General features: G+C 73.9%; 14 protein-coding genes and 2 pseudogenes. 7 read left to right on the plus strand and 9 right to left on the minus strand.

The window, feature by feature from the left end:
- Window positions 1-412: 412 nt before the first annotated feature.
- Both SZN_RS43525 and SZN_RS19470 read left to right on the plus strand, forming a co-directional pair.
- Window positions 413-520: pseudogene (locus tag SZN_RS43525) on the plus strand (winged helix-turn-helix domain-containing protein); the annotation flags it as partial.
- A 19-nt stretch (window positions 521-539) separates the two neighbouring features.
- Window positions 540-1,087, plus strand: a pseudogene (locus SZN_RS19470) (GDSL-type esterase/lipase family protein); the annotation flags it as partial.
- A 33-nt stretch (window positions 1,088-1,120) separates the two neighbouring features.
- On the opposite strand, the gene SZN_RS19475 reads toward SZN_RS19470, so the two are convergent.
- Window positions 1,121-1,471, minus strand: a complete 351-nt coding sequence (locus SZN_RS19475; RefSeq protein ID WP_007497651.1) for an ArsR/SmtB family transcription factor — start codon at window positions 1,469-1,471, stop codon at window positions 1,121-1,123.
- A 67-nt stretch (window positions 1,472-1,538) separates the two neighbouring features.
- On the opposite strand from SZN_RS19475, the gene SZN_RS19480 reads away from it, so the two are divergent.
- The gene (locus SZN_RS19480; protein ID WP_050815090.1) at window positions 1,539-3,899 is read left to right on the plus strand and encodes a heavy metal translocating P-type ATPase; all 2,361 of its coding nucleotides are present in this window, start codon (window positions 1,539-1,541) and stop codon (window positions 3,897-3,899) included.
- 144 nt (window positions 3,900-4,043) lie between these two features.
- On the opposite strand, the gene SZN_RS19485 is transcribed toward SZN_RS19480, so the two are convergent.
- The 3 genes from SZN_RS19485 to SZN_RS19495 are packed head-to-tail and all read right to left on the minus strand — an operon-like array spanning window position 4,044 to window position 7,506.
- Window positions 4,044-4,397 (minus strand): UBP-type zinc finger domain-containing protein, encoded by a 354-nt coding sequence (locus SZN_RS19485; protein WP_007497655.1) that lies wholly within the window; start codon window positions 4,395-4,397, stop codon window positions 4,044-4,046.
- Window positions 4,394-5,833 (minus strand): ATP-binding protein, encoded by a 1,440-nt coding sequence (locus SZN_RS19490; RefSeq protein WP_007497657.1) that lies wholly within the window; start codon window positions 5,831-5,833, stop codon window positions 4,394-4,396. The genes SZN_RS19485 and SZN_RS19490 overlap by 4 nt, the downstream gene beginning before the upstream one ends.
- A complete protein-coding gene (locus tag SZN_RS19495; protein ID WP_007497659.1) occupies window positions 5,830-7,506 on the minus strand; it encodes an NAD(P)/FAD-dependent oxidoreductase in 1,677 nt (558 codons plus the stop codon). Before SZN_RS19495 ends, SZN_RS19490 begins: the two co-directional genes overlap by 4 nt.
- Window positions 7,507-7,717: 211 nt before the next feature.
- On the opposite strand from SZN_RS19495, the gene SZN_RS19500 reads away from it, so the two are divergent.
- The gene (locus SZN_RS19500; protein ID WP_007497661.1) at window positions 7,718-8,590 is read left to right on the plus strand and encodes a universal stress protein; all 873 of its coding nucleotides are present in this window, start codon (window positions 7,718-7,720) and stop codon (window positions 8,588-8,590) included.
- Between the two features lie 43 nt (window positions 8,591-8,633).
- On the opposite strand, the gene SZN_RS19505 is transcribed toward SZN_RS19500, so the two are convergent.
- The 3 genes from SZN_RS19505 to SZN_RS19515 form a co-directional block, all read right to left on the minus strand.
- Window positions 8,634-9,869: a DUF4032 domain-containing protein gene (locus SZN_RS19505; protein WP_007497663.1), complete on the minus strand. Its 1,236-nt coding sequence runs from the start codon at window positions 9,867-9,869 to the stop codon at window positions 8,634-8,636.
- Window positions 9,870-9,912: 43 nt separating this feature from the next.
- Window positions 9,913-10,125: a hypothetical protein gene (locus tag SZN_RS43530; protein ID WP_007497665.1), complete on the minus strand. Its 213-nt coding sequence runs from the start codon at window positions 10,123-10,125 to the stop codon at window positions 9,913-9,915.
- Window positions 10,126-10,280: 155 nt separating this feature from the next.
- Window positions 10,281-10,907 carry an alpha-ketoglutarate-dependent dioxygenase AlkB gene (locus tag SZN_RS19515; RefSeq protein WP_007497668.1) on the minus strand — a complete coding sequence of 209 codons (627 nt, stop codon included), beginning with the start codon at window positions 10,905-10,907 and terminating at the stop codon, window positions 10,281-10,283.
- A gap of 138 nt (window positions 10,908-11,045) precedes the next feature.
- Here SZN_RS19515 and SZN_RS19520 point away from each other — a divergent pair, with 138 nt between their 5' ends.
- Both SZN_RS19520 and SZN_RS19525 read left to right on the plus strand, forming a co-directional pair.
- Window positions 11,046-11,681, plus strand: coding sequence for a TetR/AcrR family transcriptional regulator (locus SZN_RS19520; RefSeq protein WP_007497669.1), 636 nt, complete (start codon window positions 11,046-11,048; stop codon window positions 11,679-11,681).
- A gap of 206 nt (window positions 11,682-11,887) precedes the next feature.
- Window positions 11,888-13,561 (plus strand): FAD-binding dehydrogenase, encoded by a 1,674-nt coding sequence (locus SZN_RS19525; protein ID WP_007497671.1) that lies wholly within the window; start codon window positions 11,888-11,890, stop codon window positions 13,559-13,561.
- A 134-nt stretch (window positions 13,562-13,695) separates the two neighbouring features.
- On the opposite strand, the gene SZN_RS19530 is transcribed toward SZN_RS19525, so the two are convergent.
- Entirely contained in the window at window positions 13,696-14,046 is a 351-nt protein-coding gene (locus SZN_RS19530; protein ID WP_007497674.1) for a DUF488 domain-containing protein, read from the minus strand.
- Window positions 14,047-14,163: 117 nt separating this feature from the next.
- On the opposite strand from SZN_RS19530, the gene SZN_RS19535 reads away from it, so the two are divergent.
- Window positions 14,164-14,907, plus strand: coding sequence for a L,D-transpeptidase family protein (locus tag SZN_RS19535; RefSeq protein WP_007497675.1), 744 nt, complete (start codon window positions 14,164-14,166; stop codon window positions 14,905-14,907).
- 167 nt (window positions 14,908-15,074) lie between these two features.
- Here the strand turns inward: SZN_RS19535 and SZN_RS19540 are convergent, their stop codons facing one another.
- Entirely contained in the window at window positions 15,075-15,308 is a 234-nt protein-coding gene (locus SZN_RS19540; RefSeq protein ID WP_007497677.1) for a WhiB family transcriptional regulator, read from the minus strand.
- Between the last annotated feature and the right edge of the window lie 52 nt (window positions 15,309-15,360).

The following is a 15,360-nucleotide window of genomic DNA, read 5'->3' on the forward strand; positions in this document are numbered from 1 at the left end:
GCAGGGTGCCCGCCGAGACGTCCGCCGTGGTGGCGCGGGGTGCGCCGGGTGCGCCGGGTGCCGCGTACGCGGGCACCGCGAGAAGCGACATCAGGGCCGCCGTCGCCGCCGTACCCCTGACCGCCGTTGCCGAGACCATCCGGTTTCCTCCCGTCGCCGCCCTGGGAGCGGCTGTCGTGTGCGCGATGCCATCGGTGCGGGGCAACCTTCTCGCATCCCGTCACATCGGCACGTACGACGCACAGTTGGACAGACGTTCATCACCGGGTAGGAGTCCTCCCGCGGCGGCCGAGGGCTTCGCCGCGCACCCCGCTTCTTTTGCTGACGGCGGAGAACAAGGGCTCCAGGTTCCCGGCACGTCCCCGATCCGCCCCGCCGAGGCGTTCCCGCGCACACGCCGGCCGCCGCACGGATCCTCACCACCGTCCCGAGCCACGGGCCCCTGACCCGTACGGAGGCCGCCCGGCGCACGGGGCTGTCACCGGCCGCGGTCACCAAGGCGGTCCGGCCCCTGATCGAGGCCGGATACCTGGTGGAGGCGCCGCCGGCCCGACTGTCTGGCCCGCCGGCTGCAACGCGGCGGCACCGCCGTCAAGGGCGTCGCCAACGCGGGCGTCTCCGGGAACAGGTGCTCGCGGACGGACCCGGGCGGAGCGCGCCGAACCGCCTCGACCGCGATGTGCTCTCCCTGCCCGGGGTGCGGACCGTGTTCCCGTTCCAGGGCGTCAACGACCTCAAGGCCGGCACCGGCGTGAGCGCCGACGATCTCGTCGAGGGCTACCGCGAGATCATCGACCGCGCGCACGCCGCGGGCGGATGCGTCGCCGGGGCGGCCGTGGGCCCCTTCAAGGGCTGGAGCGAACGGAGCCCCGAGGCCGTACGGCGGGAGGTCGACGCGTTCATCCGCGACGGCGGGGAGTTCGACGCCGTCGCCGACTTCGACCGGATCCCGCGCAGCCCCTACGACCCCGGGCGGATGATGCCCGCCCTCGACGGCGGCGACCGCATCCACCCCGGCGACAGGGGCATGCAGGCCATGGCGGACGCCGTCGGCCTGAGCGCCCCCGACTGCGACGGGACCGGCTGACGCCGCCCGCGGCCCCTCCCTCCGCCCGCCCGCTCAGTCCGCCAGCGCCGTGTCCTCGGTCTCGGCCGTCAATCCCGGATGACGGTGTTCGATATGCGTCAGGGCCTGTTCCACGAGCGTCGCGACATGCTGGTCGTGCAGGGAGTAGAGCACCCGGCGGCCTTCGCGGCGGCCCGTGACCAGGCCCAGATGGCGCAGCAGGCGCAGATGGTTCGAGACCGCGCTCTGCTCCATGCCGACCGTCGTGGCCAGCTCACCGACGGAGCAGGGCGCCCTGTGCAACTGGTCGAGGATCTGGACCCGGGCGGGGGAGGCCAGGGCCTGCATGACCTCGGCCACGGCTTCCGCCTTGTCCTGCGGCAGCGTCTCACCAGTGCGTGTCATCACGGCCTTAATGGTAGCGGTAATCAGTACAAGACAACATATCAGCAATTCATGATATGTTGACGTCATGACTCCGTTGGATGAGTGTCGCGACCCCGTCGCGCTGCGGGTGGACGTCTCCGAGCTGCTGCCCGCGCAACCCGTGCCCTGCGGCTCCTGTGTCGAGCAGGTCGTCGCCTTTCTCGGAACCCGCCCCGCGATAGGAACCGTCCACCGGTCGCCGGACGGGACCGCCGGCTCCGAGCGCGTGTGCGTGCACTACGACACCGCCGTGCTGGACGCCGACGAGGTCCTGGACACGGCCCGCCGGGCCGGCGTCGAGGTGGGCGGCGAGCACGCCCTGGTCCACAAGCCGGCGCCCGTCGCCGACGACCACGACGACCACGGACACGAGCCCGGCGACGGCCACGACCACAAGGCGGACGACGGCCACGACCACAAGTCCGGCGACGGCCACGACCACGCGGGCGGCGGCCACTCGCACGACCACGGCTTCCTCGGGGAACGCGCCGAGCTGATCTTCGCCGTGGCCTCCGGCACGATGTACCTGACCGGACTGCTGCTCGGCATCTTCACCGAGCTGGGCGAGCCGGTCTCCTTCGGCTTCTACCTCGCCGCCTACTTCTTCGGCGGCTTCTTCACCGTGCGCGAGGCCATCGCCACGGTGCGGGCCGGCCGCTTCGAGGTCGACTTCCTGATGCTGGTGGCCGCCGTCGGCGCCGCGAGCATCGGCAAGTGGGCCGAGGGCGCCGTCCTGCTGTTCCTGTTCAGCCTCGGGCACGCGCTCGAGGAATACGCGATGGGCCGCGCACGCAAGTCCATCGAGGCACTGGCCGCCCTCACCCCCAAGACGGCCCTGGTCCGCCGGCCCGGCGGGCCGGCGGAGGTCCCCGTCGACCAGCTGGCCATCGGCGACGTCGTCGTCGTGCGGCCGCACGCCCGTGTCCCCGCGGACGGCTTCGTCCTCGCCGGCACCAGCTCCATCGACCAGGCGCCCGTCACCGGCGAGAGCCTGCCCGTCGACAAGCGCCCCGTGGACGACGCCGAGGCCGCCCTGCGCGCCCCGAAGAGCGTCGCCGCGGAGAGCGTCGTCTTCGCCGGCACCGTCAACGGCTCCGGCTCCCTCGACGTCACCGTCACCAGCCGCGCCCAGGACAACACCCTCGCGCGCGTGGTGGCCCTGGTCCGCGACGCCGAGACCCAGCAGTCGCCCACCCAGCAGTTCACCGCGCGCTTCCAGCGGATCTTCGTCCCGGCCGTCATCGCCGTCGTGCTCCTGCTGCTGTGCGCGGGCCTCGTGATCGACGAGCCCTTCTCGGACACCGTCTACCGCGCGATGGCCGTCCTCGTCGCGGCCAGCCCCTGCGCTCTGGCCATCGCGACCCCGTCCGCCGTCCTCAGCGCGGTCGCCCGCGCGGCCCGCAGCGGCGTCCTGGTCAAGGGCGGCGGCCCGCTCGAGAACCTCGGCAAGATCACCGCCATCGCCTTCGACAAGACCGGCACCCTCACCCAGGGCCGCCCCCGCCTGACGGACATCGTCGCCGTCGACGGCGTCGACGAGAGCGAACTGGGCGCCACGGCCCTGGCCGTCGAGCGGCTCAGCGACCACCCGCTCGCCCAGGCGATCGTCCGCGACCTCGCCGACCGGGTCGGCGCCGATGCCGTACCGTCCGCCGCCGACCTGCGGGCCGTCGTCGGCCGGGGTGTCGAGGCCGACGTCGACGGCGACACCGTGGCCATCGGCAACCTCGCCCTCTTCGGTGACCTCGGCGGCCCCCAGCCCCCCGAGGACCTGCGGGCACGGGTCGAGGAGCTGGAGAAGAACGGCCGTACGACCATGGTCGTGCGCCGCGCCGGACGCTACCTCGGCGTCCTGGGCGTCATGGACACCCCGCGCCCCGAGGCGGCGGCCGTCATCAAGCGGCTGCGCGAACTCGGCATCCGGCGCACCATCATGATCTCCGGCGACAACCAGCGGGTCGCCGACGCGGTCGCGGCCGAGGTCGGCGTGGACGACGCCTGGGGCGAACTGCTGCCCGAGGACAAGGTCACCGCGATCTCCCGGCTGCGCACCCAGGAGGTCCGCACCGCGATGATCGGCGACGGCGTCAACGACGCCCCCGCCATGGCCAACGCCACCGTGGGCATCGCCATGGGCGCCGCCGGCTCGGCGGTCGCCCTGGAGACGGCCGACATCGCGCTGATGTCGGACGACCTCGACAAGCTCCCGCTCGCGACCGGTCTGAGCCGGCGCACCAGCCGCATCATCAAGCAGAACCTGTTCTTCAGCCTGGGCGTCGTCGCGGTCCTGCTGCCGGCCACCATGCTGGGCCTCGGGATCGGCCCCGCCGTCCTGGCCCACGAGGGATCCACCCTCATCGTGGTCGCCAACGCCCTGCGGCTGCTGGCCTACAAGGAAGAGGACTGACCCCGGAGGGACCGACCCCGGAGGGACCGGCCCCGGAGGAACCCCCGCGCCACCCGCCCGCCCCGCCGACCGAGGCCCCTCAGGCCTCGTGTCGGCGGGGCGGGCCCGCGTCGGCCCGCCGACAGGGTGGCGGCCGCGGCCCGCTCAGCGCCGCAGCGACTTCGTCCAGTCGGCGGGCACCCGTCCCCGCGGTCCCGGCGCCGGCTGGTCGGCCGGGTGGCTCGCCGGAGGGTTCAGCTCGGGGCCCGACTCGAAGAGCTCGCCGCTGTCGTAGTTCCAGTACCAGTCCTCGCCCGGCTCGAAGCTCTGCACCAGGGGGTGGCCGCTCTCGCGGAAGTGGGCGGTGGCGTGCTGAGCGGGCGAGCTGTCGCAGCAGCCGACGTGCCCGCACTGCGCGCACCGGCGCAGATGGAACCACCAGCCGCCCGCCGCGTCGCACTGCGCGCAGCCCGCGCCGCTCGGCGGCACGGAGGGGTCGATGCCGTGGATGTCGCTCATGAAGCCTCCTCGGACGTGAGCGGAAGGAGCACCTGGAACCGGGTGTCGCCCGGCCGCGACTCCACCTGGACGCTGCCGTGGTGCTTGTCGACCACGATCCGCCAGGAGATGTCGAGTCCGAGCCCGGTGCCCTCGCCCACGGGCTTGGTCGTGAAGAAGGGATCGAAGATACGCTCCCGGATCTCCGCCGGGATGCCGACCCCCGTGTCGCGGAACTCCACGAGGAGCCGGTCGTGCGCGGGCGCCGTGCGCACCGTCAGCGTCCCCTCGCCGTCCACGCCGCGCATCGCGGCGACCGCGTTGTCGATCAGGTTCGTCCACACCTGGTTCAGCTCCGCCGGGTAGGCGGGAATCCTCGGCAGCGTGCGGTCGTACTCCTTGACGACCCTGATCCGCGGCCCGATCTTGCCCGACAGCATCAGCAGGGTGCTGTCGAGGAGTTCGTGCACGTCGGCGTTCTGGAAGGGCGCCCGGTCCAGCTGCGAGTACTGCTTGGCGGCGTCCACGAGATGCGAGATGCGGCTCGTGGAGTCGGTGATCTCGTCCATCAGCAGCTCGGTCTCGACCGTGTAGTTCAGCCAGCCCACCGCGCTCGGCAGGATCTCCGCGTCCACCGCCGCCGCGACCTGGTCCAGCCAGTCCACGTCCAGCCCGGCCTGCACGAACGTCGGGGCGAGCCGCCAGCCCTCCGCGATGCCCCGCTCGTCCAGCCAGTCGGTGAGCGCGTCCTCGCGGTCGGACGCCTCCAGCGGCGAGAGCGCCGGAGCCTTCGCGACCCGCTCGGCGGTGCGCTCCTGGATGTCGATGAGGTTCGCCATCACCTCGGGGGAGTACGAGCCCTGCGCGATCACGGCCAGCTTGTGCCGCATCTTGCCGACCCGCTCGCGCAGCGCCGCCGTCGCCCGGACCGCCGCCGCTGCCGGGTTGTTCAGCTCATGGGTGAGCCCGGCGGACAACGAGCCCAGCGCCAGCAGCCGTTCACGCTGGCCGATGGCCTGCTGCGCGCTCTTCGAACCGAAGAACAGCCCCTCCAGCAGATGCACCGCCATCGGGAACCACTCGTGCATGATCTGCGCGAACGTGTCGGCGGGCAGCACGAAGAACCGCGTCGGCTCGGTGACGCGCATGGTGTTGTTGTAGACCTGCCGCACCCGGTCGCCCAGATACGCCTGCATGGACCCGGCGTAGACCCCGCGCTGGGAGGTCCGGGTGACCTCCACGTCGTCCCCGCCGACCCGGCGGTACAGCACGACGCTGCCCTCGACCATCACGTAGAAGCAGGTGGCGGGGTCGCCCTCGGTGTACACCGGGCCGGGTTCGAAGCGCTCCACCCGCCCCTCGCCGCACAGCCGGTCCAACTGTTCGGGCGTCAGCTTCTCGAACAGGAACAGCGAGCCGATCTCCGCCGGTTCGCACGGCACCACCCGCCCGCTCACGACTGCTCCAGGTAGCGGTGGACGAGCATCACGGCCATGGCTCCCTCTCCGACGGCGGACGCGACCCGCTTCGCGGACTCCGCGCGCGCGTCCCCCGCGACGAACACCCCGGGGACGTTGGTCTCCAGATGGTACGGCGGCCTCTCCAGCTCCCACCCCGAGGGCGGGCGCCCGTCCGCCGTCAGGTCGGGGCCGGCCAGGATGAACCCGCGCGGGTCCCGCAGCACCGTCGAGTCCAGCCAGTCCGTCAGCGGCGCGGCGCCGATGAACACGAACATCCACTGCGCGTCGACGAGTTCGCTCGCGCCGGTGTCCACGTCGCGCAGGGTCAGCTGCTCCAGATGGTCCGTGCCGTGCGCGGACTCCACGACCGTGCGGGGCCGCACCGAGATGTTCGGCGACTCCTCGATCTGCTGCACCAGGTAGTGCGACATGGACGCCGACAGCGACTCGCCGCGCACCAGCAGCGTCACCGACTTCGCCTTGCGCGCCAGGTACATCGCGGCCTGCCCGGCGGAGTTGGCGCCGCCCACGACGTACACGTCCTGCCCCTGGCAGTACGGCGCCTCCGTCAGGGCGGAGCCGTAGTACACGCCGCAGCCGTTGAGGTCCTCGCAGCCCGGCGCCCGGAGCTGGCGGTAGGACACCCCCGTCGCCAGGATCACGCTGTGCGCGGCGACCGCGGAGCCGTCCGAGAACCGCACGGTCCTGGCCGCCCCGTTGACCTCCAGCCCCGTCACCTCGCGGGCGGTGAGGATCTCCGCGCCGAACTTCGCCGCCTGCCGCCGGGCCCGCTCGGTGAGCTGGCCTCCCGAGACGCCGTCGGGGAAGCCGAGGTAGTTCTCGATCCGGGAGCTCTGCCCCGCCTGCCCGCCGGTGGCCGACCGCTCCACCAGCACGGTCCGCAGCCCCTCCGACGCCCCGTACACCGCGGCGCCCAGACCGGCCGGTCCGCCGCCGATCACGACGAGGTCGTAGAAGTCGGCGGCCGGCGTCGTGGCGAGCCCCACCTGCGCCGCCAGCTCGGGCGCCCGCGGCGCCACCAGGGGCGCGCCCTCGGGCGTGACCACCAGCGGCAGCCGCCCGCCGTCCTGCCCGGCCGCGGCCAGCAGCCGCCGCCCCTCGGGCTCGTCGGCGGAGTACCAGCGGTAGGGCACCTGGTTGCGCGCCAGGAACTCCCGTACCTCCGAGGACCGCGCCGACCAGCGGTGACCGACCACCTTGGTGCTGGGCACCGGCCGGTAGTCGCTGCGCCGCCACGCCTCCAGCAGGTCGTCGAGGACCGGGTAGAGCTTCTCCTCCGGGGGGTCCCACGGCTTGAGCAGGTAGTGGTCGACGTCCACGACGTTGATCGCGTCGATCGCCGCGTTGGTGTCCGCGTACGCGGTCAGCAGCACCCGCCGCGCACCCGGGTACACGTCCAGCGCCTGTTCGAGGAACTCGATGCCGTTCATCTGCGGCATGCGGTAGTCGGCGAGGATCACCGCCACGAGGTCGCCGCGCAGCTTCAGCTCGCGCAGCGCCTCCAGCGCGGACTCACCGGACTCCGCGCGCACGATGCGGTGCGACGCGCCGTAGCGCCGCCGCAGATCACGGGCGACGGCCCGGGAGACCCCCGGGTCGTCGTCCACCGTCAGGATCACGGTCCGCGCGGCTTCGGCGGCCTCTGTCATACGTCTCCCACCCCGGGGTTCGCGTCCTCCGCAGGGCGACGCGCGTCCCGGGGACGCGGTCGCCGAGTCGGCTCCCGGCCATCGTATGTTCGATCCGGCCGCTTCGCTCAGCCGTCCCGGGGCGGCCGGCCCGTCCCGCCGCGGGAGCGGGTCGCGCGGTGGTGAAGACTGTTCCGCACGGACGTGAGCACGACATCAGGAGGAATCCGGCATGACACGCCCGATCACGGCAGGGGTGGACGGATCGCAGGAGAGCCTCGCCGCGCTGGCCTGGGCCGCGCGCGAGGCGGTGCGCCGCGGGCTTCCGCTGCGGGTGGTGCACGCCTGGCGGTTCGAGACCCACGAGGCGATCGACGCGGGGGACCCCGAAACCCAGGCGCGGTGGGTGCGCGACGGGCTGGCAGAGGCCGCGCGCACCGTCACCGCACGCCACCCCGGACTGGAGGTCACCACCGACGTCGTCGAGGGCGTGCCCGCCGCGGCACTGGCGGCCGAGTCGGCCGGGGCCGGGATGACGGTGCTGGGCACGCGCGGACACGCAGCCGTCGTGGGGTTCCTGCTCGGCTCGGTGGGACAGCAGGTCGTCGCCGAGGCGCGGAGCCCCGTCGTACTGGTCCGCGCCGGGGACCGGCCCGCGGCGGAGGCGGGCGGCCGCGACGTCGTCGTCGGCCAGCACGGCGACGGCGACGACAGCGCCGAGACCCTGCGCTTCGCCTTCGAGGCGGCCGCCGCGCGGGGCGCCGCCGTGCGCGCCGTACGGGCCTGGACGCTGCCGCCGCTGTTCGCCTACAGCCCCGCCTCCCTGAAGCTGCTCGACGAGGCCGGCGGCCCGGAGCCGTACGAGCGCAGGGCGCTGGCGGGGGCGCTGCGGCCGTGGCGGGAGCGGTTCCCGGACGTCCACGTCGTCGAGCACGTCGAGATGGGCAGCGCCGGGCAGGTCCTGCTGTCGGTCGCCGGGCGCGCCCAGCTGATGGTGGTCGGCCGCCGGGACCGGCGCAGCGCGGTGGGCGCCCGGATCGGTTCGGTGGCGCACGGCGTCCTGCACCACGCGCCCTGCCCGGTGGCCGTGGTGCCGCACGAGTGAGCCGGTACGGGCGCGGCGGTGCCCCCGGGCCCCCGCGCGCGCGTCAGTCGGACGCCGTCGGCTGAAGCGTCTCGCGGGCCCTGGGCAGGATCGTCGCGATGTAGTCCGCGACGACCGTGTCCAGGCCGATGTCGTGCTGTGCCCGCTCGGACAGGTACCAGCGGTGCTCCAGCAGCTCGTGGTAGATCTCGGCCGGGTCCATGGCCCCGCGCAGCTCCACCGGCACGGCCCGCACGGTGGGCCGGAAGACGTCGCGCACCCAGCGGTGGGCGAGCACTTCCGGCCGGGCGCCGAGCGGATCGCCGGGGGCGTGGTCGTCCTGGGTGGCCATCCAGCTCTCCAGGTCGTTCAGCAGCCGGCGGGCCTGGTTCTCCTCGGCGTCCAGGCCCGTCAGGCGCAGCAGTTGGCGCTGGTGGTGGCCGGCGTCGACCACCTTGGGCACGAACGTGACCGCGTCGCCGTTCGCGGCGTGCTCGATCTGCATCTCGGCGACGTCGAAGCCGAGGTCGTTGAGCCGGCGTATCCGGCGCTCGATGTAGTGGTGCTTGCCCGCCGGGTACACCGACGTGCGGGTCAGCTCCTCCCACAGCCGCCGGTAGCGGGCGCAGATCTCGGTGCCGAACTCGATCGGGTCGACGGAGGGGTGCAGCGCCCCGGACGCCTCCAGGTCCAGCAGCTCACCGCTGATGTTGACGCGCGCGAGGTCGAGGTCGTAGTCGCGCTGGCCGTCGCTGAGCCGCGGATGCAGCTCGCCGGTCTCGGCGTCCACCAGATACGCCGCGTACGCGCCCGCGTCCCGCCGGAACAGCGTGTTGGACAGCGAGCAGTCGCCCCAGGCGAACCCGGCGAGGTGCAGGCGGACCAGCAGCGCGGCGAGCGCGTCCATGAGGCGGTGCATGGTCGCCGGGCGCATCGTCGTCTCGAACATCGAGCGGTACGGCAGCGAGCCGCGCAGATGCCGGGTGATCAGCACCGGCTCCAGCGGCGCACCCGCGCCGTCCGCGCGGCCGGTGACCACCGCGAGGGGGTCCACCGCGGGGATGCCCAGCCGGTCCAGGTCGCGCAGCAGTCCGTACTCGCGCAGGGCCGGGCGCTCGGCGAGTTCCTTCACGGCGATCACCTCGTCACCGGCGCGCGCGTAGCGCACGATGTGCCGGGAGATGCCGCGCGGCAGCGGCACCAGGACCTCCGGCGGCCACTCCTGCAGGGGCAGCTGCCAGGGCAGTTCCAGCAGGAGCGCGGGGTGCTCCGGGTTCGTCGCGCTGATCTGGAGTGCCATGGGCCGCCGTCCGTCCTCGCCTCGCGGTGATCGTCACCTCACCCTAGAGCGCGCGCTCCCGGGCCTGAAGGGCCGCGTGCCGTACGGACCCCCGGTGCGGCGGCCCGTGGCCCGGCAGCGTCAGCTCCCCGTCCAGCCCCTCGAACAGGTCGCGCGAGGGCACGGCCCGCGCGCCCTCGGTGAGGACGACCCAGGTGGTGCTTCCGCCGTGCACCGGGTACGTGCCGTCCGCGACGTCCCGTACGTCCGTGCGCATGATCGTCCCGCGTGGTGAGGTCCCGCCCGGCGGGGCAAGGAAAAAGCAGACCGAGCGAGCGCCGCACGCGACGGGGCGTGCGCGGGGCGGTTGTGCGCGGGGTGATGTGCAAGGGCCAGCGGTGCGCGGGGCGGTGGTGCAAGGGGCGGTGCGCCTCAGCGCACGCCGTGCGGGCGGAACTGCACGCTGATGCGCGGCCCCTGGGCGCGCGCGGTCTTCGGTATCGCGTGCTCCCAGGTCCGCTGGCAGGAACCGCCCATGACGACGAGGTCGCCGTGCCCGAGCGGACGGCGCACGGTGTCGCCGCCGCGCACGGGGCGCAGCAGCAGGTCGCGGGGCGCGCCGACGGACAGGATCGCCACCATGGTGTCCTCGCGCGCGCCGCGCCCGATCCGGTCGCCGTGCCAGGCGACGCTGTCCCGGCCGTCGCGGTAGTAGCAGAGCCCGGCGGTGGTGAACGGCTCGCCCAGCTCGCGCGCGTACCGGGCCGACAGCGCGTCGCGGGCCTTCGCGAGGACCGGGTGGGGCAGCGGCTCGCCGGCGCCGTAGAAGCGGAGCAGCCGCGGTACGTCGACGACGTGGTCGTACATCGTGCGGCGCTCGGCCCGCCAGGGCACCTTGGCCGTCAGCTGCGCGAACAGCGCGTCGGACCCGCTCAGCCAGCCCGGCAGGACGTCGATCCAGGCGCCATGGGCGAGGCGGGTGCGCCGGACCGCGGCCAGCGGGCCGAGCCTCAGCTCGTCGGTCTGGTCGAACAGGGAGCCCTGGAGGTGCGGGGACATACGGCCAGCGTACCCCTTAATCGAAAATATGTTCCCTTGTGTGGGTGGGGTCCGCGCGGTCGGCCGCATCACCGCGTCCCACCCCTTTGGATACATCGCCGTATCGGATACATTCGCGTATCGAACGGAGGTACGGAGATGGCCGTGGAGGAGACGACCCGCCGCGTCACCCGGCGCCGCGTCCGCACGCGGGCCGACCTGCTCGACGCCGCGTTCGCGGTGTTCGCGGCTAAGGGGTTCGGACGCGTCTCCATCGAGGAGGTCTGCGAGGCCGCCGGGTACAGCAGGGGAGCGTTCTACTCCAACTTCGCCACCCTGGACGAGCTGTTCTTCGCCCTCTACCGGCAGCGCGCCGACCTGATCGCCGAGCAGGTCGCCGGGGCGCTCGCCCTGGACGGCCCGGACCTGGACGTACCGGCCGCCGTGGACCGGGTGAGCGAGGTGCTGCTCCTGGACCGGGAGTGGCTGCTGGTGAAGACCGACTTCCTGGTGCACGCCGCCCGCGACCCGGCGGTCGCGCGGACCCTGCTGGAACACCGGGCACGGCTGCGCGGGGCGATCGCCGACCGGCTGGCCCGCGCGGGGGGCGCCGCCGCCCTGCCGCCCGCGCTCGGCGGCGTCGAGAGCGCCGCCCGCGCCGTGGTCGCGGCCTACGACGGTGTCACCGTCCAACTGCTGCTCGACCGGGACACCGGCCGCGCGCGCACCTGGCTCGGGCACCTGCTCACCGCGCTGCTCACCGACGGCGCGACCGGCACCGGCAGCCACCCGTGACCGGCCGCGCGACCACCGCACCGGCCGCCACCGCACCGGCCGCAGTCGGCCGCTCACCGCCGAACCGGTCGGCATCGAACCGGTGACCTGTGCGCAGGTCACCCGCGCACAGCGTGACCGCCGCACGGCTCGGCGCACCGCACGGCTCGATCCACCGCACAGCCCACCGCACAGCGTCACCACCGCATCAGGAAGGGACGGTCGCCATGGATGCCGACGTCATCGTCGTCGGAGCGGGACTCGCGGGCCTGGTCGCCGCGAGCGAACTGACCAGGCGGGGCCGCAAGGTGGCCCTGCTCGACCAGGAGAACGCCGCCAACCTCGGCGGACAGGCGTTCTGGTCCTTCGGCGGACTGTTCCTCGTGGGCTCGCCCGAGCAGCGCCGCCTCGGCATCAAGGACTCCCTCGACCTCGCCTGGAACGACTGGCAGGGCAGCGCGCAGTTCGACCGGACCGAGGACGAGGACTCCTGGGCGGTGCGCTGGGCGCGCGCCTACGTCGAATGGGCGGCCGGTGAGAAGCGGTCCTGGCTCGACGGCCACGGCATCACGTTCCTGCCCACCGTGGGCTGGGCCGAGCGCGGCGACCTGCGCGCCGACGGCCACGGCAACTCCGTGCCCCGCTTCCACATCGCCTGGGGCACGGGCACCGGGGTCGTGGAGCCGTTCGTGCGCCGCGCCCGGCAGGCCGCCCGCGACGGACTGCTGACCTTCCACCACCGCCACCGGGTCGACGAACTGCTCATCGAGGAGGGCGCCGCGCGCGGGGTCCGCGGCACCCTGCTGGCCGGCGACGACTCACCCCGCGGCGTCGCCTCCAACCGGGACCGCGCCGGTGAGTTCGCGCTCACCGCCCAGGCCGTGATCGTCACCACCGGCGGCATCGGCGCCGACCACGACATCGTGCGCCGCCACTGGCCGGAGCGCCTCGGCACCCCGCCCCGGGAGATGGTCACCGGCGTCCCCGCCTACGTCGACGGCCGGATGCTCGACATCAGCGCGGAGGCCGGGGTCCGCCTCGTCAACCGCGACCGGATGTGGCACTACACCGAGGGCCTGCGCAACTGGGACCCGATCTGGCCCGGCCACGGCATCCGCATCCTGCCCGGCCCGTCCTCGATGTGGTTCGACGCCCTGGGCCGCCGGCTGCCCGACCCCTGCCTGCCCGGCTACGACACCCTCGGCACCCTGCGGCACCTGCGCACGGACCCCGCCCTCGCGGACCACGACCACTCCTGGTTCGTCCTCACCCGGAAGATCGTCGAGAAGGAGTTCGCGCTGTCGGGCTCCGAGCAGAACCCCGACATCACCGCGAAGGACCGCGCGGGCTTCCTCAAGGAGCGGATCCTCGGCAGGGGCGCCCCCGGCCCGGTGGCCGCCTTCCTGCGCCACGGCGCCGACTTCGTCACCGCGCCCGGCCTGGAGGACCTGGTCGAGAAGATGAACGGCCTGACCGGCAAGCCGCTCCTGGACGCCCGCACCCTGCGGCGCCAGATCGAGGCCCGCGACCACCAGTTGTCCCACCCCTACGCCAAGGACTCCCAGATCCAGGGCATCCGCAACGCCCGCCGCTACATCGGCGACCGCCTCGGCCGCGTCGCCACCCCGCACCGCATCCTGGACCCCGCGGCCGGTCCCCTCATCGGCGTCAGACTCCACATCCTGACCCGCAAGACCCTCGGCGGCATCCAGACCGACCTCGACTCCCGCGCGCTCGCGGCCGACGGCTCACCCGTCGAGGGCCTGTACGCGGCCGGCGAGGTCGCCGGGTTCGGCGGCGGCGGCGTCCACGGCTACAACGCCCTGGAGGGCACCTTCCTCGGCGGCTGCCTCTTCTCGGGGCGCGCCGCGGGCCGGGCGGCGGCAGACCAGGTGGGCTGAGCCACCGGGCGGCGCGGGCGCGGGGGGACCGGTCGGCACAGCCGGTGGGCCGAGGCGCGGGGACCGGGCCGCGGACGCGGGCCCGTCTCCCCGCCCCGGTCCTCACCCGCCCCCGGGTCTCATCCGCCCCGGCGTCATCCCCGCAGGAGGCGGGCCAGCACCGCCGCGTGGCTGCGCTCCGGTGTCTTCGACGCCGTCAGCAGCGTCACGTCCCCCCGGGCGGCCCACTCCCGCACCCTGTCGAGGAGTCCGGCGGCCTCGGGGGCGGCCAGCTCCGCCTCGTACCGGTCGGCGAACTCCTCGTACGAGCCCTCGCCCGCGTGGTACCAGCGGCGCAGCCCGGCCGACGGGGTGAGCCCCTTGGGCCACTCGTCGACCGAGGCGGCCTCCTTGCGCAGACCGCGCGGCCAGAGCCGGTCGACCAGGACGCGCAGACCGTCCCCCGGCTCGGGCGCCTCGTAGACACGCCGCACACACACGCTCATGACGGGACCTCTCCCGGGGCACCCGCACCCGCGTGCGGCCACCCCTGACCGACGGCGACCCGCCGAAATCCGACGAGTCCTTACAAGTTCCTTACAAGTGTCGGTCAAGGTCGACGCATGATCACGCACAAGTCCCGTGTCGCCCTGCTGGCCGTGTCCGTGCTGCTGACCGGCTGCGGCGCCGGCGCGGCTGCGGCGCCCGACGACGAGCCCGGCGCCCCCGGGCCCCGCGTCACCGGCGAGCCCCGGCCCGACGCCGCCCTCGCGCCCGCCCCCCGCAAGCTCCCCGGCCTCGGCCCCCGGACCTGGGACAAGGTGCCCGCCGACGCCCGGCAGGCCGTCGTCGTCACCGGCCGCGGCCGCGACTCCGAGCACTCCACCGTCGTCCTCCACGAGCGCACCGCCGCCGGCTGGCGGGCCGGCCCCGGCTGGCCCGCGCACAACGCCCGGCGCGGCTGGACCGAGCAGCATGTGGTCGGCGACCTGCGCTCGCCCGTCGGCGTCTTCACCCTCACGGACGCAGGAGGACTGCTCCCCGATCCGGGCACCCGGCTCTCCTACGGCCAGGGCAGCGGATTCACGATCTCCGGCACCGGCTTCGAGGGCGAGCCGCTCGCGGGCTCCTTCGACTACGTGATCGCCATCGACTACAACCGCAGGACCGGCACCTCGCCCCTGGACCTGACCCGCCCGATGGGCGCCGGACGCGGCGGCGGGATCTGGCTCCACGTGGACCACGGCGGGCCCACCCAGGGCTGCGTGGGCATCGCGAAGGAGAACATGCGGCGGCTGCTGCTGGCGCTGGACCCGAAGCGCAGACCGGTCGTCGTCATGGGCGACGCCGCCTCCCTGGCCCGCTGAACACCACCCGCACGGCTCGGGATCCGCCGCGTGCGCGCACCTGTGCCGGTCGCCGAGGACGACGCGATGCAGGCCGCGGCGGCCGGGCCCGGCGCCGGACGCGTGGTCACCCTGCGCCTGCCCGCCGCCGCACCGCCGGACCGACCGTCGCTCCGCTGCGGCCGCGCTCAGCCCGCCCGCTGCCGCAGCGCCCGCCGTTCGGTTTCGCTCGTACCACCCCATATCCCGATGAACTGGTCCATGTCGATGGCCCAGCGCAGACACTGCTCCCGGACCGGGCAGCGCCGGCAGACCGCCTTCGCCTGCTCGGTCTGCAGCACGGTCGGTCCGGACGTGCCGATCGGATAGAAGAGGTCGGGGTCCTCATGGCGGCAGGCGGCGTCGTCTCGCCAGTCGTCCATCAAAGTCACCTGCGATCGTCGTACGTGCCCTCGGTGGATGCCTTACTCGCTT

Source organism: Streptomyces zinciresistens K42 (assembly GCF_000225525.1).
GTDB classification, from domain to species: Bacteria; Actinomycetota; Actinomycetes; order Streptomycetales; family Streptomycetaceae; genus Streptomyces; species Streptomyces zinciresistens.

What these genes read in the sequence shown, in the direction of transcription:
- SZN_RS19530 (WP_007497674.1), bottom strand. Translation starts at nt 14,046, where the DNA reads ATGAGCGTGTGTGTGCGGCGTGTCTACGAGGCGCCCGAGCCGGGGGAC.
- SZN_RS19485 (WP_007497655.1), bottom strand. Translation starts at nt 4,397, where the DNA reads ATGAGCGACATCCACGGCATCGACCCCTCCGTGCCGCCGAGCGGCGCG.
- SZN_RS19475 (WP_007497651.1), bottom strand. Translation starts at nt 1,471, where the DNA reads ATGACACGCACTGGTGAGACGCTGCCGCAGGACAAGGCGGAAGCCGTG.
- SZN_RS19515 (WP_007497668.1), bottom strand. Translation starts at nt 10,907, where the DNA reads ATGTCCCCGCACCTCCAGGGCTCCCTGTTCGACCAGACCGACGAGCTG.
- SZN_RS43530 (WP_007497665.1), bottom strand. Translation starts at nt 10,125, where the DNA reads ATGCGCACGGACGTACGGGACGTCGCGGACGGCACGTACCCGGTGCAC.
- SZN_RS19520 (WP_007497669.1), top strand. Translation starts at nt 11,046, where the DNA reads ATGGCCGTGGAGGAGACGACCCGCCGCGTCACCCGGCGCCGCGTCCGC.
- SZN_RS19505 (WP_007497663.1), bottom strand. Translation starts at nt 9,869, where the DNA reads ATGGCACTCCAGATCAGCGCGACGAACCCGGAGCACCCCGCGCTCCTG.
- SZN_RS19500 (WP_007497661.1), top strand. Translation starts at nt 7,718, where the DNA reads ATGACACGCCCGATCACGGCAGGGGTGGACGGATCGCAGGAGAGCCTC.
- SZN_RS19540 (WP_007497677.1), bottom strand. Translation starts at nt 15,308, where the DNA reads ATGGACGACTGGCGAGACGACGCCGCCTGCCGCCATGAGGACCCCGAC.
- SZN_RS19480 (WP_050815090.1), top strand. Translation starts at nt 1,539, where the DNA reads ATGACTCCGTTGGATGAGTGTCGCGACCCCGTCGCGCTGCGGGTGGAC.
- SZN_RS19495 (WP_007497659.1), bottom strand. Translation starts at nt 7,506, where the DNA reads ATGACAGAGGCCGCCGAAGCCGCGCGGACCGTGATCCTGACGGTGGAC.
- SZN_RS19525 (WP_007497671.1), top strand. Translation starts at nt 11,888, where the DNA reads ATGGATGCCGACGTCATCGTCGTCGGAGCGGGACTCGCGGGCCTGGTC.
- SZN_RS19535 (WP_007497675.1), top strand. Translation starts at nt 14,164, where the DNA reads ATGATCACGCACAAGTCCCGTGTCGCCCTGCTGGCCGTGTCCGTGCTG.